Raw genomic sequence first — 25,580 nt, forward strand, 5'->3', positions numbered from 1 at the left:
GACACTCGCCAAGCGTGGCAAGTGAAAGCTAAGTTGTTGATATATAATCCATCTAGATAAATAACCCATCAAAAAGTCATTTATCTAGTTAGAAACGAATAGCGGAGAGTCTCCTCTCCGCTATTAAATGTGTACTCTATCGAATGATTTCAAGCTCTTCCACGTCTTTCCCTAACTTTTCTAGTTGAGGGCGAAGGGATTTCGCGTCCCCGACAACAACTATCTGGTAGTCATTCGGGTCGAACCATTTCTGTGCTAGAGCGTTGAGAGTCTGTTTGTCGACAGTCTCAACAATAGCGTTTCGTTGCTGTAAGTAGTCTTTGTCTAAGTTGTATTTCAAAATATCACTGATGAGTTTGCTTTTCTGTGTAGGCGTCTCATATTTCAGTGCATCTTTTTGACCGACTGCTTGGCGCATAAATTTCAATTCATCTTCAGTCATGCCCGATTGTGAGAACTCATTCAACTCATTCTCCATTTCGACAATAGAGGCAATGGTCGAATCCGCACGCACTTGCGCTGTAAATACAACAGAACCCGTTTCTACATTTCCAGAGAAATAGCCATAGGCACCATAAGTGTAGCCTTTGTCTTCACGAAGGTTTTGGTTGATACGACTGTTAAAGTTACCGGCTAAGTTGAAGTTTGCTAACTGACCCAGATAGAAATCTCCCGTCGCATCATAAGGCATGCCTTGACGGACCATCATGACCACACTTTGCGGAGCTCCTGGCTTATCCACCAAATGAACTTTTTGTGGACCTAGCGGAGCAATGGCTTGAGGGGCATACAAAGGTGCCGCTTCATCTTCCCAATTTGCCCAAAACGACAATTGTTTCTCAACGTCAGCTTTGCTGATATCACCAACCGCAATAATTTGCGCACTTTGAGGTGTGTAGTGCTTCGCATAGAAATCACGCACGTCATCGAGAGTCAGAGCTTGGAGCCCCGCTTTGGTGCCATCTTTTGGACGAGCAAAAATAGAATCTCCGTACAACACTTGACGGCTAGCTTGCGACGCCATCCAACTTGGTTTTTGATGCTCATACACCAAGCCTTCTAACGCTTGCGTCTTAACTCGGTCAAAGTCTTCTTGCTTAAATGCCGGAGACAACAACATCTCTTCGACAATCTTAAGTGTTGGCGCTAGATTTTTCTTCAGGGCGGAAACACTAATGTCTGTTGTGTAACCTGTCGCATCGACAGAAATAACACTGCCCAACTTATCAAGTTCAGCTTGAATCTCTTCTACTGAACGTTTGGTTGTTCCTTCTTGCAGCATAGCGGCAGTCAGTTGAGCCAAACCTTCCTTACCAGCTTCAACGAAACGTGTTCCAGCAGGTAAACTAAACTGCATGGTGACGGTTGGTGTTTCACTGCTTACTGTACCCAACAACTCAGAACCATTGTTGAAGTGGATGTCATACAACTTCGGCATGGTTGCCTCAACAGGCGCCCCCACAGGTGGTTGAATAGAACGGTCAAAGTTGTCAGTTGCTCGGCGGTAAGCCAATTGATCGTCTGAGATTTTTTCATACTCAGGAAGAGTGCGTTTTGGTGTCACGAATGTCGCTGGTTTCACAGCAAGCTCTGTTTTACCTTTTGGCACAACACTCAAGGTGACCTTGTTCTTACCTTGAATAAAATCACTGTATGCTTTTTCTACCGACTCAGGCGTTACAGCACGAAGTTGCTCAAGCTGTTCCTCAATCAAATCTGGCTTGCCGAAGAAAGTTTGATTCGACGCTAGCTGTGTCACTTTACCTTTCACACTTTCTAAAGCGAAAATCGCATCGGCTTCAGATTGACCTTTAAGTTGCTCCAAACGATCTTTCGTCACCCCGTCCTTCGCAAACTTACCCAACGATGTCATCAGCTCATCATATAGCTTGGTGAGGTCGCCTTTATCACCAGAATCACCCATCGCGTAGACGTAAAAATTACAAGAAAGCTCAGCACAGTCATGGAAAGAACCTGCATCTACTGCTTTTTGTGTTTTTACTAGGTCTTGGTAAAGCACGCTGTTAGTACCACTACCTAACACGCTTGATAGAGTATCAAGTGACGCTTGAGTGGCTTCGCCATTGTAGGTTGTCGGCCATGCCACCATAACCATTGGTTGCTGGATACGATCTTCTAAGGTGATGAACTTGCTTTCTGCTAGCTTTGCAGGCTGCTTAGGTGCATTTTCCACTTCAGGTCCGCGAGGGATTGAACCAAAGTACTTATTCACCCACGCTAATGTTTGCTCAACATCGATATCACCACCAATGGTTAGTACTGCGTTGTTTGGACCATACCAACGTAGGAAGAAGGCTTTCAGATCGTTCACATCAACGCGGTCAAGATCTTCAACGTAACCGATCGTTTGCCACGAGTATGGATGACCTTCTGGGTACAGCGCTTCTGCCATGCGTTCCCAAATCAAACCATAAGGACGGTTGTCATAACGCTGCGCGCGTTCGTTTTTAACTGTTGAGCGTTGAATTTCAAACTTATGCTGTGAGACGGCATCGAGCAAAAAGCCCATGCGGTCTGACTCAAGCCACAACATTTTTTCTAACTGATTAGCAGGAACAGTTTCAAAGTAGTTCGTGCGGTCACGGTTAGTCGTGCCGTTTAGTGTACCGCCAGCTTCTGTAATGATCTTAAAGTGCTCTTGGTCACCAACGTTCTCAGAACCTTGGAACATCATATGCTCGAAGAAGTGAGCAAAACCAGATTTGCCAATTTCTTCACGTGCCGAACCAACGTGATATGTGACATCAACGTGTACAAGTGGATCCGACGCTTCAGGTGCCAGAATGACCGTCAAACCATTGTCCAACTGATACTTCTGGTATGGAATTTTCACTTTGCCTTCTTCCGCTTTTGATGACTCTACGAAAGTAACTCCATCAGGCAATGATGATACAGGGGAGTTTGATGCACAGCCCGTGATCACTAATAGTGAACACGCGCTAACCCAAAACATTCTCATGCGCTTTCCTTAAAATAAACCGAGATAGATGGCGGCCAACAAGCTATACCTTGCGGCTTTGCCTAAAAATATAAGAACCAAACACGGCAGAAATTTCATCCTTAACCATCCTGCCGCTAAACATAGCGGGTCGCCAATCACTGGCAACCAACTAAAAAACAATCCCCAATACCCGTATTTGGACAGCCACTTCAATGCGGTATGCCCATGCTTCTCATCCTGAGTTCTATTTGGAATCCACAAACCCAACCAATAGTTGGTGAGACCGCCCAAGGTATTACCAATGGTGGCAACAATAATGATGGAAGAAACCGAGTATTGGTTTAACGATAAGGTGGCAATCAATCCAGCTTCAGAGCCACCTGGCAATAGAGTGGCACTAAGAAAACCAGTAATGAATAGCACCCACAATGCGGAGTCAGAAAACCATAAAGCTAAGTTTTCAAAGGCAGCATTAAATGCTTCTAACATGTCATATCAAGCAAGATCTTGCCTCGCGTCCGCCCCGATTCGACTTGTTTGTGAGCTTCAATAACATCGGTCATCGGATAGACGTGTTGTACTTCAGTTTTTAACAGCCCAACGCCAACCATGTACAACAAAGTGTCAAGTTGTTCACGGTCAGGTTCAACTAACATACCGCTGGCTTCAAAACCAAGTAGCTTGGCTTTTTCACAAATCAGTTCTGCAGTAATCGTTGGAACAGTAATGACTCGAGCGTTATCTGTCAGGCATTTGAGTGCGTCTAAAGCGGCATCGCCACCAACAAGATCAATCAAAACATCCACATCTTCAACACGTTCTGACACTGGTGCAAATTGATAGTTCACTGCGTGTGCACCTAAAGTAGCGAGGTAGTCCAAATTTCGTTCACTACAGGTGGTAAACACTTCTGCTTTGGTCGCAACTGCAATTTGCACGGCTAAGTGACCAACACCACCAGCTCCGGCAAGTATCAATACACGGTCACCTTCGGTCACATTAGCTTTACTCAGCGCTTGAGCCGCAGTTTGACCTGCAAGTGGTAATACTGCCGCTGCCTCTAAGGCGACCGAATTGGGAACGTGACTTAATTCAGATTCAGGAACACAAACGTATTGGCTGTAACCGCCTCCTCGAATAGGGAAACCGATAAAGCCAGCTACCTCATCACCCTCTTGAAAACGAGAGGTATCTTCGCCACATGAAACGACTTTCCCCGAAATATCATAACCGGGTACCCAAGGTAAGTTGTCTTTGTTTTGTGCCGCAGCCCAACCAAGCCCCGCTCGCGTTTTGACATCAATAGGGTTAACGCCAGAGTATGCCACTTTAACTAAGACTTCCCCTGTTTGTGGGGTTGGTGTTGAGGTGGTTTGAATTGCAAGAACTTCTGCGTTGCCGAATTCGGTAATAGCGATCTGTTTGTGTTCCATAACCCATTCCCTGAGAGAAAACAAAAAGGGATGCAAGAGCATCCCTTTGACTATAAACCATTTTGTTTACCGAAGTTAATCGTCAATTTGTAAATTGGTAGATAATTCTATTTCACCAATTTTCCAACAAACAACTCAAGATGGTGTACTACCCCACCAGTGCCAGTAAGATACCAGCGGCAACCGCCGATCCAAGAACACCAGCTACGTTTGGTCCCATTGCGTGCATCAGCAAGAAATTTTGTGGGTTTGCTTCCAAACCGACCTTGTTCACAACACGCGCTGCCATTGGTACTGCAGAAACGCCTGCAGCACCGATAAGTGGGTTGATGTCTTCTTTCGAGAACTTATTGAGAAGCTTCGCCATCAAAACACCTGCCCCAGTACCGATACTGAATGCGACTGCACCGAGTCCCAAGATACCTAGCGTTTCTAGATTCAAGAACTGCTCAGCTTGCAGCTTAGAGCCCACACCAAGACCTAAGAAGATCGTTACGATATTGATCAGCTCGTTCTGAGCGGTTTTCGATAAACGATCCACCACGCCAGCTTCACGCATCAAGTTACCCAGACAGAACATACCAACCAACGGTGTCGCGGAAGGTAAGAACAAAATCGTCATCAGTAACACAGCAAGCGGGAAGATCACTTTCTCCCACTTACCAACGTGACGAAGCTGGGCCATCTTGATCTGGCGTTCTTCCTTCGTGGTTAGGGCTTTCATGATCGGCGGCTGAATGATCGGCACCAGTGCCATGTAGCTGTATGCCGCCACGGCAATCGCACCTAACAGGTCTGGAGAGAGCTTACTCGCTAAGAAGATCGCCGTTGGGCCATCCGCACCACCGATAATCGCGATAGACGACGCATCCGCCATGGAGAACTCCATACCCGGAACATAGTTAAGCAGAATCGCCCCAAACAGCGTCGCGAAAATACCAAACTGCGCCGCAGCACCTAGCCACAAGGTTTTTGGGTTTGCAATCAAAGCACCAAAATCAGTCATCGCCCCCACGCCCATGAAGATCAGCAGCGGGAACACGCCCGATTCGATACCAATGTAATAAACGTAGTAGAGCAAACCACCTGGATCGGTAAAGCCAGCATTGGGAATGTTCGCTAAAATGGCACCAAAACCAATAGGTAATAACAGTAAGGGTTCAAAGCCTTTTTTGATCGCCAAAAACAGCAAGGTGCAACCAACCAGCATCATACAGATTTGGCCGAACTCAAAGTTAGCGATCCCTGTTTCTGACCATAAGGTCATCAATCCGTCCATGATACTCCCTTACGCCAGACTCAGCAGCGGTGAACCAACAGTAACGGCATCACCTTCTTTCACGTTCAGTTCTTGAACCACCCCACCGCGCGCAGCACGAACTTCAGTTTCCATCTTCATTGCTTCTAGGATGAGTAGAACGTCACCTTCCGCTACTTCAACACCGGGCTGAACATTCACTTTAAAGATGTTACCAGCAAGAGGTGCAGGAACCGCTTCAGCAGCACTATTAACAGGAGCATTTGGCGCTGCAGGTTGAACCGGTGCGGCTGCCCCACTTGGCGTTACCGATGTTAATTGCCCCTGCGGACCTACTTCAACTTCATAAACTTGCCCATCAACTCGCACGCTGTATGTTTCAACACCACCACCAGCAGCAGCAGCCTGTGTTACTTGTGCAGCGGCAGGTTTCGCAGCTTCTAACGTTGGTGCTGGCTCAAACGCATCTGGGTTGCCACGGTTTTTCAGGAATTTCAGACCAACTTGAGGGAATAACGCGTAAGTTAATACATCATCGACACGTTCGCTCGCAAGCTTAATGCCTTCAGATTGCGCTTTCTCCATCAAATCAACAGTTAGGGTTTCCATTTCCGCTTCAAGCAAGTCCGCTGGACGACAGGTAATTGCCTCTTTACCATCAAGTACTTTCGCTTGTAATTCAGCATTAACTGGCGCAGGAGCGGCACCGTATTCACCTTTTAAAACACCTGCCGTTTCTTTGGTGATGCTCTTGTAGCGCTCACCTGTCAGAACGTTGATTACCGCTTGAGTACCAACAATCTGAGATGTCGGCGTGACCAGTGGAATAAAGCCAAGATCTTCACGTACACGTGGGATCTCTTCCAATACTTCATCAATTCGGTCCGCAGCGCCTTGCTCTTTTAACTGACCTTCCATGTTGGTCAGCATGCCCCCTGGAACTTGGGCGATTAGAATACGTGAATCCACACCTTTTAGCTGACCTTCCCACTTCGCGTATTTTTTACGTACTTCACGGAAGTAAGCCGCGATAGGCTCGATTTGGTCTAGTTTCAGATTAGTATCTCGCTCAGTGCCTTGCAGCATCGCAACCACGGTCTCAGTAGGCGTATGACCGTATGTACAACTCATCGAAGAAATCGCAGTATCAAGAATATCGATACCCGCTTCTACAGCTTTCACGGCAGTCGCAGTAGATAGACCGGTCGTTGCATGACAGTGAAGCGCTAGTGGCACATCACAAGATGCTTTGATGCGTGTGATCAGCTCTTCCGCTTCATAAGGTTTAAGCAGACCAGACATATCTTTAATACAAAGAGAGTGACAACCTAAGTCTTCAAGACGTTTAGCAAGGTCAACCCATGTGTCTGCGTTATGCACTGGGCTCGTGGTGTAAGACAATGTTCCTTGCGCATGTGCACCAACATCAACAGTGGCTTTCACCGCTTTTTGGAAGTTACGTACGTCATTCATTGCATCAAAGATACGGAATACATCCATACCATTCACGTGCGCACGCTCAACAAACTTCTCTACTACGTCATCGGCATAATGGCGGTATCCTAAAAGGTTTTGACCACGCAGTAGCATTTGCATTGGTGTATTTGGCATTGCTTTTTTCAATTCGCGTAGGCGCTCCCATGGGTCTTCACCCAAGAAACGGATACACGCATCAAATGTTGCGCCACCCCAGGTCTCTAACGACCAGTAACCAACCTTATCTAACTCAGCTGCGATAGGCAGCATATCTTCGATACGCATACGCGTAGCAAACAGGGATTGATGGGCGTCACGAAGGACCACATCAGTGATAGCTAGTGGTTTAGACATGCTCTTAAACTCCTTTTTAATCCTATCTTTCGGCTACTTCGCGACTGAGGCGCGATGTTTATGAATCGCAGCCGAGATCGCCGCCACTACTTGTGGACTAACAGCTGAAGAGGTTGATTGAACGTTGGTATTTGTTTTCGGTGCTGCGATCGGCGCTGGTACTTCTTCTGGCACCAATTTAGACATTAGCCGAACGAGATAAACTAGAATGGTGAGGAAAATAAATACGACCGCCATCCCTGTTAGCATCAGGGTGGCCGCATCTACTAGCAGGCTTCCTATATTCGTCATGTTGCTTCCTTTCTTTGTCATCCTGACAATGCGCAGGACTTTAATAGCGTCAAATCCCGACCAATGGATTATCTCGATTGGTTAAATTTTGTCAATTTTGTTTAAGGAAGCTTTTAAATAATCTCTAACATTGATTATTTATTCACTACTCAGATCACAAATTGCACTAAAATTCACTTCCCTAGTGGGATCGCTCAACATATAACCACACTAAATTAAAGTACTTGCAAAAACTGCGATTGGGATTTCAAAATGAAAAGATGCTTTAAGAATAAAGTGAAATAAAAACAAAAGGATAGAATGAATTAACACACCAAAAACACGACATTAACAATAATAAAACATTAGTTTTATTATCGATGCTTGGATGGGGTTCTCTACCATCGTAAATCAATCAGGCTCGAGAAAGCGCAAGGTGGAGCTTTAAGATGACTATTTAAGCGAAACAAGCGTATTAGCGAAAATAGCTCAGGATCAGGCGCTTGAAGCAGAATCTAGCGCGAAGAAGCGGTGATAAATACGCAAGAGAGACACAATATCTTAGCCAAGCAGCAGATACAAAAAAGCCTCGCATAAGCGAGGCTTTTTTAAAGAGTGGCGCGTCCTGGAGGATTCGAACCTCCGACCGCCTGGTTCGTAGCCAGGTACTCTATCCAGCTGAGCTAAGGACGCACGGTTTTCGATATCAGTATTCCCAATATCAGGAGTTCACAAGGAAACCCTAAAGAGTGGCGCGTCCTGGAGGATTCGAACCTCCGACCGCCTGGTTCGTAGCCAGGTACTCTATCCAGCTGAGCTAAGGACGCGCAGTAATCTTTATTTTACTTTGTATAACCCGTTTATCAAACGAATTATTAAATAGTGGCGCGTCCTGGAGGATTCGAACCTCCGACCGCCTGGTTCGTAGCCAGGTACTCTATCCAGCTGAGCTAAGGACGCGCAGATCTTCTTGCTAAGAAGTTGTGAAGTAAATCACATTCATTTCTTACGAAACAAAAAAAAGGCCGTTGGGCCAGTCAATGAATGGCGGTGAAGGAGGGATTCGAACCCTCGATACGGGATAAACCGTATACTCCCTTAGCAGGGGAGCGCCTTCAGCCTCTCGGCCACCTCACCGTTTTCATTGTTATATCTCAAAAGAGATATGGCGCGTCCTGGAGGATTCGAACCTCCGACCGCCTGGTTCGTAGCCAGGTACTCTATCCAGCTGAGCTAAGGACGCACTTTTTGTTGATTTCTCAACGTTGCAAGAATGGCGGTGAAGGAGGGATTCGAACCCTCGATACGGGATAAACCGTATACTCCCTTAGCAGGGGAGCGCCTTCAGCCTCTCGGCCACCTCACCGTCTTGCGGAGGCACATATTACGTTTTACCGAAAATATGTCAAACACTTTCTTTGAAAAAAAACGCAAAAATCGCTTAACCGATGCGGATTTAATCAAAGTGACTATTAAACAAACTTTACCACCCTATTATGATGAAAAAAAGAGAGTCTTCTCTTAAAAAATGACATTAATCAGAAACTAAAAAGGCTAGCCCTTCGGCTAGCCTTTTTCATTCAAACTAAGCTCTGTAAACAGGAGCAGCTTAGTAGTTACCAGAAGCAACGTTACCATTGCCTTTTTCAGCTTGAATGCGCATGTAGATTTCTTCACGGTGAACAGAAACCTCTTTCGGAGCGTTAACGCCGATACGTACTTGGTTACCTTTAACACCTAGTACAGTTACAGTCACTTCATCACCAATCATAAGTGTTTCGCCTACGCGGCGAGTCAAAATTAGCATTCTTTGCTCCTTGAGTAATCTCTAAATTTTCTTGCTACAAAGCTATTATCCAACAAAAGTTATATTTTCGTAAACTACCTTGTCACTGAAAATTAGCCCAAAAAGGCATGTTTTTGCTGAATGTTCAATGCTTCACTAGATGTAACGTAAGCATCATGAAGAATGTTTGCTGCTGCATCCACACACATAGGTGGTAAGACTAGCATCATAGTGAGTGCATTCGTTGAACAGAAATTGATTGCAATATCTTGCTGTGCCAACAATTCACAGGCATGGTCAACCATTCCATTGGCTTCTAGCCCCACAGCGGTCAACAGGCTTACAGCTTCACTATTACGGATTTTATCGCTGAACACCAGATCCAACTTGGCACATGCATCTTGTTTTATCATGATACCTGTTCGTTCTGTTTCCTCGATCACATTCCAAATGTCGATACCCAACATCTGACATTGCTTTGTAATGCTAGACAAATGTTCGTTGTCGACTTCAATAATGGCAAGGTCACGTTGAATAGCTATACCAGAGACGGCTTTTGAGCCTGCTTCCCCTTTTACCAAACTGCCTTCGTTCAAATCAAATGTCGAAAGCACGCGTAGCGGTACATTGTTCTTCCACGCATACTGCACAGAAGGAAGATGTAATACCTTTGCTCCGCGGCTAGCCATCGCTTCCATCGAAGGAAAATCAATAACTGCCATCTTTTGAGCGTTTTTTACTACACGTGGGTCACAAGTATAAATACCATCAACGTCGGTAAAGATTTGACACTCATCAGCGCTTAACGCGCCAGCCAGTGTCACTGCGCTCGTATCTGAGCCACCTCGACCTAATGTGGTGATATCCCCATTTTCATTCACACCTTGGAATCCTGCTACGATCACGATTTGGTCTTGTTCAAGTAAATCCAGAATCGTAGAAGTATCAATGTGTTTAATCGTCGCGTCATTGTGTTGATTGTCCGTCACAATGTTCGCTTGTGCTCCGGTAAGTGAGCGTGCAGCGTAACCCAATTTATTCAGAGTCATTGCTAGCAGTGCCATCGACACTTGCTCACCAGCAGAGAGCAAAACATCAAGTTCTCGAGCAGTTGGAACGCTATCTACTTGCTTAGCCAGTTCCATTAGTCGGTTTGTTTCGCCTGACATTGCAGACACAACAACGACAACTTGATTACCATCATTCTTCGCCTTAATGATGTGTTCAGCTACCTGGTGGATTCTTTCAATTGAACCCACAGAGGTTCCACCAAACTTTTGCACGATAAGGGGCTTTTTCACCAGTCTTCACCTTCCCAAGACCAAAGTCTCATTAGGACCACTCATACTCCATTGAGATAAATTATATAAGCGGTAGTTACAATAAAAACCAAGCAGCGTAAATGACCTGGTTAAAATACGGTCAATTAAACCACTTGGTTACCATAAAAAAATTACGCCCAATCAAAGAAGCTTGATTGAGCGTAAATCATTTTTTAAAAGCTTATAGGCGTTCTTCTAGCCAAGGCTGTACAGATTGAATCGCCGCAGGTAGCGCTGCAACATCAGTACCACCTGCTTGCGCCATGTCAGGACGACCACCGCCTTTACCGCCAACTTGCTCTGCAACCATCTTAACTAGGTCACCCGCTTTCACTTTGCCGATAAGGTCTTTGGTTACACCTGCAATCAGACCGATCTTGTCATCGTTCACGTTTGCAAGAAGGATAACGCCGCTACCGACTTGGTTTTTGATGTCATCAACCATAGTACGTAGGTTCTTGTTATCTGCGCCTTCTAGAGCAGCAATCAGTACTTTAGTACCGTTGATGTCCTGAACTTTACCCATGATGTTTGCGCTTTCTGCCGCAGCCATCTTGTCTTTCAGTTTCTGGATTTCTTTCTCTAGAGATTTTGCTTTCTGTGCTGATTCAGCCAGTTTCTCTTCGTACTTAGCCGCTTGAGCTTCGATTGCATCTAGTGCACCTTCACCCGTTACCGCTTCGATACGACGGATACCTGCTGCGATACCACCTTCAGATGTGATCTTGAATAGACCGATATCACCTGTGTTTGAAGCGTGGATACCACCACAAAGTTCAGTAGAGAAGTCGCCCATAGACAGTACGCGTACTTCGTCGTCGTACTTCTCGCCGAATAGTGCCATTGCGCCTTTCTTCTTCGCAGACTCAATGTCCATCACGTTAGTTTCAATCGTGTGGTTACGACGAATTTGCGCGTTAACCAGACGCTCAACTTCTTTCAATTCTGCTGCAGTTACGGCTTCTAGGTGTGAGAAGTCGAAACGTAGGCTGTCAGCTTTCACTAGAGAGCCTTTCTGCGTTACGTGCTCACCAAGAACTTGGCGAAGTGCTGCGTGTAGCAAGTGCGTTGCTGAGTGGTTTAGAGAAATAGCTGCACGACGCTCTGCGTCAACGATAGTTGCTACTTCGTCACCTTTCGCTAGAACGCCTTCTGCCATTACACCGTGGTGTGCGATTGCGTTACCTAGTTTTTGAGTGTCTTCAACACGGAATACACCAGACTCAGTGCGGATTTCACCAGCGTCACCACACTGACCGCCTGACTCTGCGTAGAATGGTGTTTCACCAAGCACGATGATTGCTTTGTCGCCTGCAGATAGAGATTCTACTTCGTTGCCTTCAACGAACATCGCCGCTACAGAGCTAGAGCCTTTAGTGCCTGCGTAACCACAGAATTCTGTTTGCGTATCAACTTTGATTGCTGCGTTGTAGTCAGTACCAAAGTTACCAGCTTCACGCGCACGTTGACGCTGCTCTTCCATCGCTTTCTCGAAACCTTCTTCGTCGATTGCAAACTCACGTTCACGTGCAACGTCGTTAGTTAAGTCAGCTGGGAAGCCGTAAGTATCGTAAAGTTTAAATACGGTTTCGCCGTCTAGAACTTTACCGTCTAGGTTGTCTAGCGCTTCGTTTAGAATCGCCATACCGCGCTCAAGTGTACGACCGAAGTTTTCTTCTTCGATACGCAGTACTTTTTCAACCACAGCTTGTTGACGCTTCAGCTCTTCACCAGCCGTACCCATAATTTCCGCTAGTACACCAACCAGTTTGTGGAAGAATGCACCTTGTGCGCCTAGCTTGTTACCGTGACGAACTGCACGACGGATGATACGACGTAGAACGTAACCACGACCTTCGTTTGAAGGCATAACGCCATCAACGATCAGGAATGAACATGAACGGATGTGGTCAGCGATAACGCGTAGCGATTGGTTTGATAGATCTTCGTAACCAATCACTTCAGCAGCAGCTTTGATAAGAGCTTGGAATACATCGATTTCGTAGTTTGAGTGAACGCCTTGCATGATTGCAGAGATACGCTCGATACCCATACCAGTATCTACCGATGGTTTTGGTAGCGGTTCCATAGTGCCGTCTGCGTGACGGTTGAACTGCATGAATACGTTGTTCCAGATCTCGATGAAACGGTCACCATCTTCTTCAGGTGTGCCAGGACGGCCACCCCAGATGTGCTCACCGTGATCGTAGAAGATTTCAGTACATGGACCACAAGGACCTGTGTCACCCATTTGCCAGAAGTTATCTGACTCGTATGGTTTACCACCTTTCTTGTCGCCGATGCGAATAATGCGGTCTGCTGGAACGCCTACTTTTTTGTTCCAGATATCGAATGCTTCGTCGTCTGTCTCGTAAACTGTTACAAGTAGACGGTCTGCTGGCAGCTTAAGGGTTTCTGTTAGGAATTCCCATGCGAAAGAAATTGCGTCTTCCTTGAAGTAGTCACCAAAGCTGAAGTTACCTAGCATTTCAAAGAAAGTGTGGTGACGAGCTGTAAAGCCAACGTTTTCCAGGTCGTTGTGTTTACCACCAGCACGTACACAACGTTGAGCCGTAGTCGCTCGAGTGTAGGCTCGTTTTTCTAAGCCTAAGAAACAATCTTTAAATTGGTTCATACCCGCGTTTGTGAACAGCAGGGTTGGGTCGTTATGTGGAACTAACGATGAACTTTCTACGATTTGGTGTCCTTTGCTCTCAAAGAACTTGAGGAACGCGTTACGAACCTCATCAGTGCTCATGTACATGCAGCTCTTCCTGAAAATAGTCGAGTTAGAATTTTGCCGTATTGTAGATCATGCAATCAGCTACGACTAGTTTTCTTGCGGAAAAGAGGCATTAGAAGAAAAAATTTGAAGCAAAACAAAAAACAGTGCGAACGACTGACCGTTAATCTTCGTCCTCAAAGCTCAGCGCATAGCTAATTTGGTCAAAACTGTAGCCACGATATTGCAGAAATCGCACTTGTTTAGCGTACTCTTTCTGGTCTTTGGCTTTTATTCCTTTGAATTTCTTCTCAGCAGCCATTCTTGCCAGTTCAAACCAGTCTTGTGGCTCTTCTGCCATCGCCATATCGATGATGGATTCTGCAACACGTTTTTGGTTCAGTTCTTGACGAATGCGGCGCTCACCGTGACCTTTGTAAACATGCTGGCGCACTTGGCTTTTGGCGTAACGCAGGTCATCTAAATAGTTGTGGTCGAGACAAAAATTAATCGCAACTTCAATGTCTGCCTCTTCATAACCTTTTAGAGCCAGCTTTTGGTATAACTCGTATTGCCCATGGTCTCGACGGCTCAATAATTGGATAGCCGCTTCTTTGCTAGATAGAGCCGGCGCTTGACGCTTTTGGTACATGGTGATCCTAAAACTGTTTTTGCTGTACAGGGTTTATCTCAATCGTAGTAAATAACCGCTCACTCTAACCTACTAACACGCTAGTTCTGATCGCTTGCCTACCCTAGTTGATATAAGCCCAGCCTTTGTTTTTTCGATTTTTATTTCAGCAGATACAACAAAGCCCCGCATAGCAGGGCCTTGTTCAATATGACTCAGTAAGAAGATTAAAACTCTTCTTCTTGCTCTGATTTTTCACCTGATTCTGGTGCTTCAGGCAGTGCTGGTGAAAGTAGCATTTCACGCAGTTTAGTATCGATAGTCTTACCGATTTCTGGGTTTTCGCGTAGGTAGTTACAAGCGTTTGCTTTACCTTGACCAATCTTGTCGCCTTGGTAGCTGTACCATGCACCTGCTTTTTCAACTAGCTTGTGCTTCACGCCTAGGTCAATCAGCTCACCTTCACGGTTGAAACCTTGGCCGTACATAATTTGCGTGTTCGCTTCTTTAAACGGTGCAGCAATCTTGTTCTTAACAACTTTGATGCGCGTTTCGTTACCTACTACTTCGTCACCTTCTTTGATTGCGCCAGTACGACGGATATCTAGACGAACAGAAGCGTAGAACTTAAGTGCGTTACCACCAGTCGTTGTTTCTGGGTTACCGAACATCACACCAATCTTCATACGGATTTGGTTGATGAAGATACACATACAGTTAGATTGCTTTAGGTTACCCGTTAGCTTACGCATCGCTTGAGAAAGCATACGTGCTTGAAGACCCATGTGGCTGTCACCCATCTCGCCTTCAATTTCTGCTTTTGGTGTTAGTGCTGCAACAGAGTCAACAACCATAACGTCAATAGCACCAGAACGTGCAAGTGCGTCACAGATCTCTAGCGCTTGCTCACCTGTGTCTGGCTGAGAAACCAATAGTGCATCGATATCAACGCCAAGTTTCTTCGCATATACAGGGTCTAGCGCGTGCTCTGCATCGATAAACGCACAAGTTTTGCCTTCACGTTGCGCAGCAGCGATCAGCTCAAGAGTTAGCGTTGTTTTACCTGAAGATTCTGGACCGTAGATTTCTACGATACGACCCATTGGTAGACCACCAGCACCCAAAGCGATATCAAGAGAAAGAGAACCCGTTGAGATGGTTTCTACGTCCATTGCGCGGTTATCACCAAGGCGCATGATAGAGCCTTTACCGAATTGCTTTTCAATTTGACCTAGCGCAGCGGCGAGCGCTTTCTGTTTGTTCTCGTCCATTACTTTCTCCGATTTATTCATCTTGTTTTGGGCGACGAATAGTAATTCATTTTTCTTAAGCAGAAGAACTGCTCAGCAATGAAAGTTATTATACTGTTGATTCATACAGTGTCTATACCTGTATGAAAAAAATTTGACTGACCTAAAGTCATGATTTGCTCTAGCCCTTATCAAATCTGGGCTAAGGCAATTTCACAAATTCTAAATCAGATGTTGATACAATTGAGTCAGTGCGTGTTCGACCGCTTTTTTGCGAACTTGAGCACGGTCACCAGTGAAATACATGGTATCCACTTGCTGCCAGTTTTGGTTATCAGCGAAGGCAAAACAGACCGTACCGACAGGTTTCTCTTCACTGCCTCCTCCTGGTCCAGCAATACCACTGATGGACACGCCGATAGTAGCATTCGAATTACGAATGGCACCTTGTACCATTTCAATCACGACAGGTTCGCTCACCGCACCATGTGCTTCCAACGTTGAAGCTTGTACACCAAGCATCTCCATTTTGGCTTCATTACTGTAAGTGACAAACGCCCGGTCAAGCCACGCAGAACTGCCAGCAATATCAGTAATAGCAGTTACAACACCGCCACCCGTGCATGATTCTGCCGTCGTTAAAACATGTCCATGCTTAGCCAATAATGCACCTAAATCGGCACTCAATTTTGTTGCTCGTTCCATAGCCAAAAATGCCCTTTGTCTCTTTTTACTTGATAGGGATTCACGTATCCTAAGCCGCTACGGAAATAAACAAAAGTACTTACCTGTGAAAGCTGAACAAAAACACACTCCGATGATGCAGCAATATCTCAAGCTAAAGGCTGAGAACCCAGAAATCTTGCTGTTTTACCGCATGGGCGACTTCTACGAACTCTTCTACGACGATGCTAAACGCGCATCTCAATTGCTTGATATTTCGTTGACTAAACGTGGTGCATCGGCAGGTGAACCTATCCCGATGGCTGGCGTTCCATTCCACGCCGTTGAAGGTTATCTAGCCAAACTTGTTCAGCTTGGTGAGTCTGTCGCGATCTGTGAACAGATTGGCGATCCTGCAACAAGCAAAGGTCCAGTTGAACGTAAAGTAGTACGCATTGTTACACCAGGTACAGTAACCGACGAAGCACTGCTGTCAGAGCGTATCGACAACCTGATTGCGTCTATTTACCATCACAATGGTAAGTTCGGTTACGCGACATTGGATGTGACTTCGGGTCGCTTCCAATTAGTTGAGCCTGAAACCGAAGAAGCAATGGCTGCTGAACTGCAACGTACTGCGCCTCGTGAATTACTCTTCCCTGAAGATTTTGAACCCGTACATCTGATGTCAAACCGTAACGGTAACCGTCGTCGTCCTGTCTGGGAATTTGAGCTAGATACCGCTAAGCAGCAGTTGAACCAACAATTTGGTACGCGCGACTTGGTAGGCTTTGGGGTTGAGCACGCTTCGCTGGGTCTGTGTGCTGCAGGTTGTTTGATCCAATACGTAAAAGATACTCAGCGTACTGCCCTACCACACATTCGTTCATTGACGTTTGATCGCCAAGATCACTCAGTCATTCTTGATGCGGCAACACGTCGCAACTTAGAGTTGACGCAAAACCTATCTGGTGGGACCGATAACACGCTAGCCGAAGTACTCGATTACTGTGCGACCCCAATGGGCAGCCGTATGCTGAAGCGCTGGTTACATCAACCAATGCGCTGTGTCGATACTCTTAACAACCGTCTTGATGCAATTGGTGAGATCAAAGATCAGAGCTTGTTCACCGACATTCAACCAATCTTCAAACAAATTGGTGACATCGAGCGTATCCTAGCCCGTTTGGCGCTACGCTCAGCACGTCCGCGCGATATGGCTCGTCTACGCCATGCGATGCAACAGCTGCCAGAGTTGGAAGCAGTCACTTCTTCTCTAGCTCACCCATATCTTAGAAAGTTGGCTCAATTTGCTGCGCCAATGGATGAGGTATGTGACTTACTTGAGCGCGCAATCAAAGAAAACCCACCAGTGGTTATTCGCGAGGGAGGCGTGATTGCAGAAGGCTACAATGCGGAACTTGATGAATGGCGCAAGCTTGCAGACGGTGCAACCGAGTATCTTGAAAAACTCGAAGCAGACGAGCGTGAACGTCATGGTATCGACACCCTAAAAGTTGGCTACAACGCTGTACACGGTTTCTTCATTCAGGTTAGCCGTGGTCAAAGCCACTTGGTTCCACCACACTATGTACGTCGCCAAACACTGAAAAATGCAGAACGCTATATCATTCCAGAGCTGAAAGAGCACGAAGATAAAGTTCTGAATTCAAAATCAAAAGCGCTAGCAGTTGAGAAAAAACTGTGGGAAGAACTATTTGATTTGTTGATGCCAAACCTTGAGAAGATGCAAAACCTTGCTTCGGCGATCTCTCAGTTGGACGTACTACAAAACCTAGCCGAGCGTGCAGATTCACTTGATTACTGTCGCCCAACATTGGACAAAGAAGCGGGCATTAGCATTCAAGCGGGTCGTCATCCTGTCGTGGAGCAAGTAACAAGCGAACCATTTATAGCTAACCCAATTGAACTGAGCTCAGATCGTAAGATGCTGATCATCACCGGTCCAAACATGGGTGGTAAATCGACCTACATGCGCCAGACTGCATTGATTGCTTTGATGGCTCACATTGGTTCATACGTTCCTGCAGAATCAGCTCATATTGGCTCTCTAGACCGTATCTTTACTCGTATCGGCGCATCTGATGATTTGGCATCTGGTCGTTCAACCTTCATGGTAGAAATGACTGAAACCGCCAACATTCTTCACAACGCCACTAAGAACAGCTTGGTGCTGATGGATGAAATTGGTCGCGGTACCAGTACTTACGATGGTCTGTCTTTGGCATGGGCAAGTGCAGAATGGCTTGCAACTCAGATTGGGGCAATGACTCTGTTCGCAACGCACTACTTCGAACTGACTGAGCTGCCAAACTTGCTGCCAAATCTCGCTAACGTTCACCTTGATGCGGTAGAACACGGTGACAGCATTGCTTTTATGCATGCCGTTCAAGAAGGCGCGGCAAGCAAGTCTTATGGTCTAGCGGTTGCTGGTTTAGCGGGCGTTCCAAAACCAGTCATCAAGAATGCACGTCACAAACTGTCGCAGCTTGAACAATTAGGTCAAGGTAATGACTCACCTCGTCCGAGTACCGTTGATGTGGCAAACCAACTCAGCCTGATCCCTGAACCTAGTGATGTTGAACAAGCATTGTCGAATATCGACCCTGATGATTTAACGCCGCGTCAGGCACTGGAAGAGCTATACCGCTTGAAGAAGATGCTCTAGTTATTGGGCTAACTGGTACAGTAAAACGCAAAAAGGCTATGGTCACCCATAGCCTTTTGTTTATTCTGATCTAGCCTCTATCGCTGCCTACGTTTAGTCGTCTTCTACGTTGAACAAGTTTTCCATGTTCAGACCTTGTTTAATCAAGATCTCGCGTAGTCGACGTAAGCCTTCCACTTGGATCTGGCGAACACGTTCGCGTGTTAAACCAATTTCACGTCCCACTTCTTCAAGCGTTGATGGCTCATAACCAAGCAGACCAAAACGACGTGCCAGCACTTCTTTCTGTTTTGGATTCAGCTCTTCTAGCCAATGGATCAATGAAGATTTGATGTCATCGTCTTGAGTGGAAACTTCAGGATCCGAGTTGTTTGCATCAGGAATAATATCCAGTAACGCTTTCTCGCCGTCACCACCGATTGGAGTATCGACAGAGCTAATACGCTCGTTAAGGCGAAGCATTTTACTTACGTCTTCTACTGGGATATCTAACTGTGCAGCAATCTCTTCTGCTGTTGGTTCATGGTCGAGCTTCTGAGAAAGTTCACGCGCTGTACGCAGATAAATGTTCAGCTCTTTAACCACATGAATTGGCAGACGGATTGTACGAGTTTGGTTCATCAACGCACGTTCGATCGTTTGGCGAATCCACCACGTCGCGTAAGTTGAGAAACGGAAGCCTCGTTCTGGATCAAACTTCTCGACCGCACGGATCAAACCTAGGTTACCTTCTTCAATAAGATCAAGAAGCGCAAGACCACGATTGCTGTATCGGCGAGAGATCTTCACTACAAGACGCAAGTTACTTTCGATCATGCGTTTGCGAGCGGCTTCATCGCCACGCAGTGCACGTCGTGCATAAAGTACTTCTTCTTCTGCAGTAAGTAGAGGTGAGAAACCAATTTCACCTAGGTAAAGCTGAGTCGCGTCTAGGCTCTTGCTGCTCGCATCAAACTCTTCGCGTGCTGCTGTTTTGGTTCCGTTAGATGGTTTTTCAAGTCCGTTAGAAATGCCTTCCGATTGTGCATTATCATATTCGAACTCTTCAACTTTGGTTACTGTGTTGCTGATACTCATAACGCCTCCCCCTGGCGAGTTAGCAAGACATGACAACTCAATATGTCGCTAAATGATGTCGCAAGTTGTTATTCAAAGTTCTACGGTAAATAGCGCTTTGGATTCACTGATTTACCTTGATAGCGAATTTCAAAGTGAAGTTTGACGGATTTAGAACCAGAACTACCCATGGTCGCTATTTTTTGTCCGCTCTTAACACTTTGTCCTTCTGAGACCAGCAATCTGTCATTGTGTGCGTATGCGCTTAAATAATTGTCGTTATGCTTCACTATAATTAGGTTGCCATAACCTCGTAGCGCATTACCTGAGTACACGACTGTGCCGGCTGCGGTTGAAACGATTGGCTGACCACGCTGTCCTGCGATGTCTATGCCTTTATTTCCTTGTTCTCCCGCTGAGAAGTTCTTGATTACTCTCCCTTTTGTTGGCCATAACCACTTCGATACTTTATCGTTTTTCGCGGTAGTTACTGGCGGTTTCGGTTTAACATTCTGATTACCTTTTGACCCAACATACTCCTTTGGTTTGGATTGTTCAACCTTCTTTGGAGGCTGTTTTTGTGCAACTTGAGTCTTAGTCGGTTTAGGTTTTTGAGTAGAGCTTTTACTTGAATTTGACGGCTTTGACGCTGTTGATGTTTTAGTCACTGGAACAGGTTTCGCCGTAACTACAGGAGCAACAACGGGTTCCACTTTATGACCATATTTAGGCGCAACATATTTCGGAGCCCAAAGTTTTAACTTCTGCCCAGGGAAAATCGTGTAAGGCGCAGACAATTCATTGTAACGAACAAGATCATTTACATCCTTATCTGTGACGTAGGCAATAAAATAAAGGGTATCACCTTTCTTTACTTCGTAATAACTCCCTCTATAACTACCACGCTCAACCGTCGAGTAATCTTTATTTAGGCTTGAAACAGGTGCAGGTGAATGAGCCGCGCAACCAACCAGTCCCGCAGCCAATAAACAGCTAATACCAAAACGACGTAATAACTTCTTCACCTAGTCTTTAACCCTTAAGCTAAATCACCTGCAACTAATGGCACAAATCTTACCATTTCTACCACGGTCGACAGATATTGTTCACCCTGACGTTCAATTTTTAATAGTTGTTGTTCATCTTCACCAACAGGAATGATCATCTTACCGCCCTCTTTCAGCTGGGATAGAAGTGCTTGGGGAACACTTTCCGCTGCCGCAGTGACAATAATCGCATCGAATGGACCTTTCGCTTCCCATCCAAGCCAACCATCTCCATGTTTGGTAGAGACGTTATAAATATCCAGTTGTTTCAGACGACGCTTAGCATCCCATTGCAAAGACTTAATGCGTTCAACGGAATAGACATGATCGACAATTTGCGCAAGCACTGCAGTTTGGTAACCCGAGCCCGTGCCGATTTCTAAAACATTACTGTCCGATTTTAGATCAAGTAGCTCTGTCATTTTTGCAACGATATAAGGCTGAGAAATAGTTTGTCCCTGACCAATCGGCAGCGCATTGTTGTCGTACGCTTGGTGCATCATTGCTTGTGAGACAAAGCTCTCACGCGGTAGTCGATAAATCGCATCCAACACACGTTGATCACTGATGCCACTGGAGATAAGAAACGCTATCAACCTGTCAGCATGTGGGTTACTCATTAACTCTCTTCCTTTAACCAACTGTCCATTGCGCGCAGCGACTCATGAGCGGTGAGATCGACTTGCAGCGGCGTGATTGAAACAAAACCATGTTCAATGGCATAAAAGTCCGTACCGATGCCAGCATCTTGCTCTTTACCCGGAGGACCAAGCCAATAAATATCATGTCCGCGTGGATCTTTCTGCTTAATCATATTCTCAGCGTGATGACGCGCACCCAAGCGAGTCACTTCTATCTCACCAAGTTCTTCAAACGGAAGATCAGGGACGTTTACATTCAATAGACGGTTGGTTGGAATTGGGCGAATCAGATGCTGCTCAACCAACTGGCGAGCAATTTTAGCAGCAGATTCAAAATGTTGTTTACCGACTAGAGAGAAAGCAATCGCCTGCACGCCAAGGAAGTGTCCTTCCATAGCAGCAGCCACCGTGCCGGAGTACAAAACGTCATCACCTAGATTTGCGCCATGATTGATGCCTGACAGCACAAGGTCTGGCAAATCATCTTTCATCAACTCATTCAGCGCAAAGTGTACACAGTCTGTTGGCGTACCTTGCACAGAGAATGTCTTTGGCGCAATCTCGGTGACACGCAGCGGTTGCTCCAGCGTCAATGAGTTAGATGCACCAGAGCGGTTTCTATCTGGTGCGACAATCGTTACTTCGGCAATGCTTCTCAGCTCATCAGCAAGCGCATGAATTCCTTGAGCATGAACACCATCATCATTGCTGAGCAGTATTCTTAATGGCTTCGCGTTGTGTGAATCCATTTCCATTAATATTCTCTTTCTACCTTTTCTTCGATGACCAGCTCACGCACGATTGAGGTCGCAAATGAACCCGCATCCAGCGAGAATGTCATCGTGATGTTATTACCATCGACCGTCCAAGCTAGGTCTTGTGGCTTGAGTGCGATATCGCGGCGGTCGTGACGCATACGGTTACCGCGAATCAGTGCCATCAAATCTGGTTCTTCATCTAAGAACGGTTGTTCTAAGGTTAGCGCATCCGCTCGAGTTGGTAGTGCGTTATCGCCCGCCATTGCCGCGGTGATCGCCACTTCGCCTTGAGCAAATTGTGCTTGTAACTCGGCGATGTTGCTTGCATCAACTAACTGAGTGCCAGAAGCTGTCTGCGCAACATCACCGTCGATGAACTTGTCAAATACACCATTCTCTAGGCGAGCTGAAACAATGCGGTTGAAGATCCACGAACGAGCCGCTGACAGATACATGCTGCGTTTGTTTTGATTGCGGGTACGAACGTTCTCGCGTCCCCATCGACGTGCTTCTTCAAGGTTGTTGCCATCGTTACCAAAACGCTGACTACCAAAGTAGTTTGGCACACCCACTTGTTTCACTTTTTCAAGACGTTGTTCAACATCCGCTATATCTGTCACTTCAGACAAAGTAACCACGAACTCGTTCCCTACTAAGTCACCAGGGCGCAGTTTTTTATTGTGACGATCCGTTGCTAGGATCTCGATGCTCGGGTATTGCGCCAAAAATGCTGAAAAATCTGGCGTTTCACCTTTTGGTAAATGCACACTTAGCCACTGTTCAGTCACAGCATGACGGTCTTTAAGACCCGCCCAGCTAACGTCTTTCGACTTAACACCACAGGCTTTTGCTAGTTCGTTAGCAACGAAACTGGTGTTCTCACCTGTTTTACGGATACGAACCATTAAATGCTCGCCTTCACCCGTAAAGGCAAAACCTAAATCTTCGCGAACCTGAAAGTGCTCTGGCTGCGCTTTGATTTTTGCAGATGCAACTGGCTTACCTGTTAGGTAAGCCAATGAAGATAAAATGTCTGACATGATGTATTTCCGCTGATATCACAGCTTAGAGGAGCAAATTGCTAATTATTGCTTAAACAGAAGTACAACTGCTTCCGTTGCAATGCCTTCTTTGCGTCCAGTAAAACCAAGACGTTCTGTCGTCGTTGCTTTTACGTTAATGTTGCTAATGTCGGTTTCAAGGTCTTCGGCAATAGCAGCACACATTGCGTCAATGTGCGGTGCCATCTTCGGCGCTTGTGCCATGATAGTGACATCGGCATTACCAAGACGGTAGCCTTGCTCTTTGACTCGGCGATAAACGTCTTTCAGTAGTTCACGACTGTCTGCACCTTTCCATTTGTCGTCCGTATCAGGGAAGTGACGACCAATATCGCCTGCAGCAATAGCGCCAAGCAGTGCATCCGTTAACGCATGCAGCGCTACATCACCATCAGAGTGTGCAATTAAACCTTGTTCGTATGGGATCGCTACGCCCCCAATAATTACCGGACCTTCACCACCGAATTTATGTACGTCGAAACCATGACCAATTCGAATCATTTTCTATCCTTTCTTTATTCGCCGCGCTCACGGCTTAGATAAAACTCGGCTAACGCAAGATCTTCTGGCTGAGTAATTTTAATATTATTCGCATTCCCCTGAACCAAAGCCGGCTTCTCGCCCAACCATTCCAAAGCCGAAGCTTCATCAGTGATGGTTGCACCTTGTTCCAATGCGTCAGCCAGCACTTGGGTAAGCTGCTGAGTTTTAAACATTTGTGGAGTTAATGCATGCCACAATGCTTCTCTATCTACCGTATGATCGATATCTTGTGCTGCGTTTGCTCGCTTCATTGTGTCTCTCACTGGAGATGCGAGGATGCCACCAGTTGGGTGTGCGCTACAAACGTCGATCAAATGGTCAATATCGGATGTTAATACACACGGTCTTGCAGCGTCGTGGACTAATACCCACTCGCTTTCCAGATGTGTACTTACATAGTTTAGCCCTGATAACACAGAGTCTGCCCTTTCTTTACCACCAGCCACGCGAATCACATCAGGGTGCTGAGCAATGGAGAGTTCAGGGTAGTATGGGTCGCCGTCGGTAATAGCCACGACAACCTTAGAAATCTTTGGGTGAGAAAGCAGTTTCTCTACGGTATGTTCCAGTACCGCTTTGCCGTCAATCAACAGGTATTGTTTTGGGCGATCTGCCTTCATGCGGCTGCCAACACCTGCGGCTGGCACGATAGCAATATGGGTTGGAGTGTTAGTATCCAACATATTAATGCTCTTCCTCATCGACAATTCGGTAGAAGGTTTCGCCATCTTTAACCAAACCAAGTTCATGACGTGCACGTTCTTCGATTGCATCAAGACCTTGTCGTAAGTCATCAATCTCAGCGAACATCTCGTTATTACGAGCTTGCAGCTTGCTGTTTACTTGCTGCTGCACTTCAATTTCATCTTCTACTGTGTAGTAGTCAGACACCCCGTTTTTGCCAAACCAGAGGGTATATTGAAGCCAGCCAAACAGTAACGTAAGGGCTATAACAAAGATTCGCATATCGTTGCTAACATTCTGTACCGGAAGGGATTAGATAAGGTGACATATATAGCATAAATGCGTGGTTGGCTCTAGGGTAGAAAAAGAGACTCACACGCTCCTTACAGGAAAAAAGCAGCAAAATGAAACAAAGAGATTCCCTACTCTCTCCTTCGTCGTTCTTGGGAATGACAAATCAACGTGAGCGAAAGACAAAGTCAGTCCTCATATCGCCAAGTGAAGTGCTATCGAAGAGCCAAGTCCGCTCCTACCTTTCGAAGAGAAGCGCTCCCGAAGGGCGAAGCCCGTTCCTGCCTCTCGAAGCATAGCGTTCCCATATGTCAGATACAAAAACGCCCCGCAAGTGCGAGGCGTTTTTAAAAGCTTTAAGTTAAGCAGTTAACTCAGTTAAGAATTAAGCCTGGCCTTTAACTTCTTTGAGACCGCTTCCTTGAAACATGGAGGAGCGCGCTCACTTAGAGCTTCCGTCATATAAAAAAACGCCCCGCAAGTGCGAGGCGTTTTCAAAAGCTTTAAGTTAAGCTGTTAATTCAGTTAAGAATTAAGCCTGGCCTTTAACTTCTTTGAAACCGCTTCCTTGAAACATGGAGGAGCGCGCTCACTTAGAGCTTCCGTCATATAAAAAAACGCCCCGCAAGTGCGAGGCGTTTTCAAAAGCTTTAAGTTAAGCTGTTAATTCAGTTAAGAATAAGC

General features: G+C 46.0%; 21 protein-coding genes and 6 tRNA genes. 1 reads left to right on the forward strand and 26 read right to left on the reverse strand.

Features of this window, described 5'->3' with window-relative positions; translation table 11 throughout:
* Positions 1–136: 136 nt before the first annotated feature.
* From NL647_RS21950 to pncC, 18 genes are all read right to left on the reverse strand, one after another.
* Complete coding sequence (locus NL647_RS21950) at positions 137–2,980, reverse strand: pitrilysin family protein (protein WP_049535458.1); 2,844 nt, start codon at positions 2,978–2,980, stop codon at positions 137–139.
* Positions 2,981–2,989: 9 nt separating this feature from the next.
* A complete protein-coding gene (locus NL647_RS21955) occupies positions 2,990–3,451 on the reverse strand; it encodes a YqaA family protein (protein WP_009698760.1) in 462 nt (153 codons plus the stop codon).
* Positions 3,445–4,395, reverse strand: coding sequence for an NADP-dependent oxidoreductase (locus NL647_RS21960; protein WP_009701936.1), 951 nt, complete (start codon positions 4,393–4,395; stop codon positions 3,445–3,447). Before NL647_RS21960 ends, NL647_RS21955 begins: the two co-directional genes overlap by 7 nt.
* Before the next feature lie 148 nt (positions 4,396–4,543).
* A complete protein-coding gene (locus tag NL647_RS21965) occupies positions 4,544–5,674 on the reverse strand; it encodes a sodium ion-translocating decarboxylase subunit beta (RefSeq protein WP_005438059.1) in 1,131 nt (376 codons plus the stop codon).
* A 9-nt stretch (positions 5,675–5,683) separates the two neighbouring features.
* Entirely contained in the window at positions 5,684–7,483 is a 1,800-nt protein-coding gene (oadA, locus tag NL647_RS21970) for a sodium-extruding oxaloacetate decarboxylase subunit alpha (protein ID WP_253650675.1), read from the reverse strand.
* 33 nt (positions 7,484–7,516) lie between these two features.
* Positions 7,517–7,774: an oxaloacetate decarboxylase subunit gamma gene (locus NL647_RS21975; RefSeq protein WP_005448441.1), complete on the reverse strand. Its 258-nt coding sequence runs from the start codon at positions 7,772–7,774 to the stop codon at positions 7,517–7,519.
* A 595-nt stretch (positions 7,775–8,369) separates the two neighbouring features.
* Positions 8,370–8,446, reverse strand: a tRNA-Arg gene (locus NL647_RS21980).
* Positions 8,447–8,503: 57 nt separating this feature from the next.
* Positions 8,504–8,580: transfer RNA gene (locus NL647_RS21985), tRNA-Arg, on the reverse strand.
* A 56-nt stretch (positions 8,581–8,636) separates the two neighbouring features.
* Positions 8,637–8,713: transfer RNA gene (locus NL647_RS21990), tRNA-Arg, on the reverse strand.
* Positions 8,714–8,798: 85 nt separating this feature from the next.
* Positions 8,799–8,890, reverse strand: a tRNA-Ser gene (locus NL647_RS21995).
* 29 nt (positions 8,891–8,919) lie between these two features.
* Positions 8,920–8,996 (reverse strand) — tRNA-Arg (locus tag NL647_RS22000).
* A gap of 31 nt (positions 8,997–9,027) precedes the next feature.
* Positions 9,028–9,119 (reverse strand) — tRNA-Ser (locus NL647_RS22005).
* A gap of 243 nt (positions 9,120–9,362) precedes the next feature.
* The gene (csrA, locus tag NL647_RS22010) at positions 9,363–9,560 is read right to left on the reverse strand and encodes a carbon storage regulator CsrA (RefSeq protein WP_004415691.1); all 198 of its coding nucleotides are present in this window, start codon (positions 9,558–9,560) and stop codon (positions 9,363–9,365) included.
* A gap of 92 nt (positions 9,561–9,652) precedes the next feature.
* The gene (locus NL647_RS22015; protein ID WP_005452123.1) at positions 9,653–10,840 is read right to left on the reverse strand and encodes an aspartate kinase; all 1,188 of its coding nucleotides are present in this window, start codon (positions 10,838–10,840) and stop codon (positions 9,653–9,655) included.
* 202 nt (positions 10,841–11,042) lie between these two features.
* On the reverse strand, positions 11,043–13,625 hold the full coding sequence (gene alaS / locus NL647_RS22020; protein WP_005452121.1) for an alanine--tRNA ligase: 2,583 nt from the start codon (positions 13,623–13,625) through the stop codon (positions 11,043–11,045).
* Between the two features lie 142 nt (positions 13,626–13,767).
* Positions 13,768–14,235, reverse strand: coding sequence for a recombination regulator RecX (gene recX, locus NL647_RS22025; RefSeq protein ID WP_009703750.1), 468 nt, complete (start codon positions 14,233–14,235; stop codon positions 13,768–13,770).
* Positions 14,236–14,441: 206 nt separating this feature from the next.
* Positions 14,442–15,485, reverse strand: a complete 1,044-nt coding sequence (gene recA / locus NL647_RS22030; RefSeq protein WP_005436413.1) for a recombinase RecA — start codon at positions 15,483–15,485, stop codon at positions 14,442–14,444.
* Positions 15,486–15,686: 201 nt separating this feature from the next.
* Positions 15,687–16,169: a nicotinamide-nucleotide amidase gene (pncC, locus tag NL647_RS22035; RefSeq protein WP_253650676.1), complete on the reverse strand. Its 483-nt coding sequence runs from the start codon at positions 16,167–16,169 to the stop codon at positions 15,687–15,689.
* Between the two features lie 85 nt (positions 16,170–16,254).
* On the opposite strand from pncC, the gene mutS reads away from it, so the two are divergent.
* Positions 16,255–18,816, forward strand: a complete 2,562-nt coding sequence (gene mutS, locus NL647_RS22040; protein WP_154203410.1) for a DNA mismatch repair protein MutS — start codon at positions 16,255–16,257, stop codon at positions 18,814–18,816.
* 93 nt (positions 18,817–18,909) lie between these two features.
* Here mutS and rpoS read toward each other — a convergent pair whose 3' ends face one another.
* The 8 genes from rpoS to ftsB form a co-directional block, all read right to left on the reverse strand.
* A complete protein-coding gene (rpoS, locus tag NL647_RS22045) occupies positions 18,910–19,893 on the reverse strand; it encodes an RNA polymerase sigma factor RpoS (RefSeq protein WP_005452115.1) in 984 nt (327 codons plus the stop codon).
* An 80-nt stretch (positions 19,894–19,973) separates the two neighbouring features.
* The gene (locus NL647_RS22050) at positions 19,974–20,897 is read right to left on the reverse strand and encodes a peptidoglycan DD-metalloendopeptidase family protein (protein WP_253650677.1); all 924 of its coding nucleotides are present in this window, start codon (positions 20,895–20,897) and stop codon (positions 19,974–19,976) included.
* 14 nt (positions 20,898–20,911) lie between these two features.
* The gene (locus NL647_RS22055; RefSeq protein ID WP_005452113.1) at positions 20,912–21,538 is read right to left on the reverse strand and encodes a protein-L-isoaspartate(D-aspartate) O-methyltransferase; all 627 of its coding nucleotides are present in this window, start codon (positions 21,536–21,538) and stop codon (positions 20,912–20,914) included.
* Complete coding sequence (surE, locus tag NL647_RS22060) at positions 21,538–22,314, reverse strand: 5'/3'-nucleotidase SurE (protein ID WP_009698768.1); 777 nt, start codon at positions 22,312–22,314, stop codon at positions 21,538–21,540. The genes NL647_RS22055 and surE overlap by 1 nt, the downstream gene beginning before the upstream one ends.
* Positions 22,314–23,357 (reverse strand): tRNA pseudouridine(13) synthase TruD, encoded by a 1,044-nt coding sequence (gene truD / locus NL647_RS22065; protein ID WP_154203409.1) that lies wholly within the window; start codon positions 23,355–23,357, stop codon positions 22,314–22,316. The genes surE and truD overlap by 1 nt, the downstream gene beginning before the upstream one ends.
* A 45-nt stretch (positions 23,358–23,402) precedes the next feature.
* Positions 23,403–23,879 carry a 2-C-methyl-D-erythritol 2,4-cyclodiphosphate synthase gene (gene ispF, locus NL647_RS22070; RefSeq protein ID WP_005425365.1) on the reverse strand — a complete coding sequence of 159 codons (477 nt, stop codon included), beginning with the start codon at positions 23,877–23,879 and terminating at the stop codon, positions 23,403–23,405.
* Positions 23,880–23,893: 14 nt separating this feature from the next.
* Positions 23,894–24,604, reverse strand: coding sequence for a 2-C-methyl-D-erythritol 4-phosphate cytidylyltransferase (ispD, locus tag NL647_RS22075; protein WP_253650678.1), 711 nt, complete (start codon positions 24,602–24,604; stop codon positions 23,894–23,896).
* 1 nt (position 24,605) lies between these two features.
* Entirely contained in the window at positions 24,606–24,887 is a 282-nt protein-coding gene (gene ftsB / locus NL647_RS22080; protein WP_005452106.1) for a cell division protein FtsB, read from the reverse strand.
* Positions 24,888–25,580: the final 693 nt, after the last annotated feature.

It is taken from the genome of Vibrio sp. Y29_XK_CS5, from assembly GCF_024181835.1.
In the GTDB taxonomy this organism is placed as follows: domain Bacteria; phylum Pseudomonadota; class Gammaproteobacteria; order Enterobacterales; family Vibrionaceae; genus Vibrio; species Vibrio harveyi.

Coding starts and splice junctions, on each gene's coding strand:
- NL647_RS21950 (WP_049535458.1), bottom strand. CDS start 2,980: ATGAGAATGTTTTGGGTTAGCGCGTGTTCACTATTAGTGATCACGGGC.
- NL647_RS21955 (WP_009698760.1), bottom strand. CDS start 3,451: ATGTTAGAAGCATTTAATGCTGCCTTTGAAAACTTAGCTTTATGGTTT.
- NL647_RS21960 (WP_009701936.1), bottom strand. CDS start 4,395: ATGGAACACAAACAGATCGCTATTACCGAATTCGGCAACGCAGAAGTT.
- NL647_RS21965 (WP_005438059.1), bottom strand. CDS start 5,674: ATGGACGGATTGATGACCTTATGGTCAGAAACAGGGATCGCTAACTTT.
- oadA (WP_253650675.1), bottom strand. CDS start 7,483: ATGTCTAAACCACTAGCTATCACTGATGTGGTCCTTCGTGACGCCCAT.
- NL647_RS21975 (WP_005448441.1), bottom strand. CDS start 7,774: ATGACGAATATAGGAAGCCTGCTAGTAGATGCGGCCACCCTGATGCTA.
- csrA (WP_004415691.1), bottom strand. CDS start 9,560: ATGCTAATTTTGACTCGCCGCGTAGGCGAAACACTTATGATTGGTGAT.
- alaS (WP_005452121.1), bottom strand. CDS start 13,625: ATGTACATGAGCACTGATGAGGTTCGTAACGCGTTCCTCAAGTTCTTT.
- recX (WP_009703750.1), bottom strand. CDS start 14,235: ATGTACCAAAAGCGTCAAGCGCCGGCTCTATCTAGCAAAGAAGCGGCT.
- recA (WP_005436413.1), bottom strand. CDS start 15,485: ATGGACGAGAACAAACAGAAAGCGCTCGCCGCTGCGCTAGGTCAAATT.
- pncC (WP_253650676.1), bottom strand. CDS start 16,169: ATGGAACGAGCAACAAAATTGAGTGCCGATTTAGGTGCATTATTGGCT.
- rpoS (WP_005452115.1), bottom strand. CDS start 19,893: ATGAGTATCAGCAACACAGTAACCAAAGTTGAAGAGTTCGAATATGAT.
- NL647_RS22055 (WP_005452113.1), bottom strand. CDS start 21,538: ATGAGTAACCCACATGCTGACAGGTTGATAGCGTTTCTTATCTCCAGT.
- surE (WP_009698768.1), bottom strand. CDS start 22,314: ATGGAAATGGATTCACACAACGCGAAGCCATTAAGAATACTGCTCAGC.
- truD (WP_154203409.1), bottom strand. CDS start 23,357: ATGTCAGACATTTTATCTTCATTGGCTTACCTAACAGGTAAGCCAGTT.
- ispF (WP_005425365.1), bottom strand. CDS start 23,879: ATGATTCGAATTGGTCATGGTTTCGACGTACATAAATTCGGTGGTGAA.
- ispD (WP_253650678.1), bottom strand. CDS start 24,604: ATGTTGGATACTAACACTCCAACCCATATTGCTATCGTGCCAGCCGCA.
- ftsB (WP_005452106.1), bottom strand. CDS start 24,887: ATGCGAATCTTTGTTATAGCCCTTACGTTACTGTTTGGCTGGCTTCAA.